The sequence below is a fragment of the Mariniluteicoccus endophyticus genome (assembly GCF_054780035.1).
Window position 1 is genome coordinate 1 of the sequence record NZ_BAAGXC010000041.1, and the last position, 654, is coordinate 654.

The 654-nt window shown below is 60.9% G+C and carries 1 protein-coding gene; it reads right to left on the reverse strand.

The annotated features are described in order from the left end of the window. Window positions 1-589: LGFP repeat-containing protein (locus ACYVGD_RS16400; protein ID WP_460744855.1), on the reverse strand; the 589-nt coding region annotated here is incomplete at its 3' end. Between the last annotated feature and the right edge of the window lie 65 nt (window positions 590-654).

Genomic DNA, 654 nt, shown 5'->3' on the forward strand with positions numbered 1-654 from the left:
CCCACACCGCATGAGCACCAGAACCAGGCGACCAATACATCAACCCACCCTGGAAACGCTGCGCACAACCACCATCCCGAAGCCCACAGAACTCCGCACCCGTCGGATAACGCAGCCCCGAACGCTCCGAACCCAGAACGCCATAACCCACACCGATCAGACCCCACACCGGATGAGCACCCGTCGCCGCAGACCAGTAGTCATAACCACCCTGGAAACGCTGCCCACAACCACCATCACGCAACCCACAGAACTCAGCACCCACCGGGAAACGCAACGGACCAGCCTCATACCCCTGCCAGCGATAAGACCCCAAGATCTCACCCCACACAGGAGCCGAACCCGAACCAGCCGACCAATACGCAAAACCACCCTGGAACGCCTGACCACAACCACCATCACGCAGCCCACAGAACTCACCATCGACCGGATACGCCAGCGGGCCACGCTCCCAGCCCTGCCACTCATACGTGCGAAGAATCTCACCCCACACCACACGAGCACCACCAGCAGGCGACCAATAGATCGACCCACCCTGGAACTTCTGACCACAACCACCATCACGAAGCCCACAGAACTCAGCACCCACCGGATAACCCAACGGACCACGCTCAAAGCCCTGCCACGCATACGACCCAAGAATCGCCCCCCACA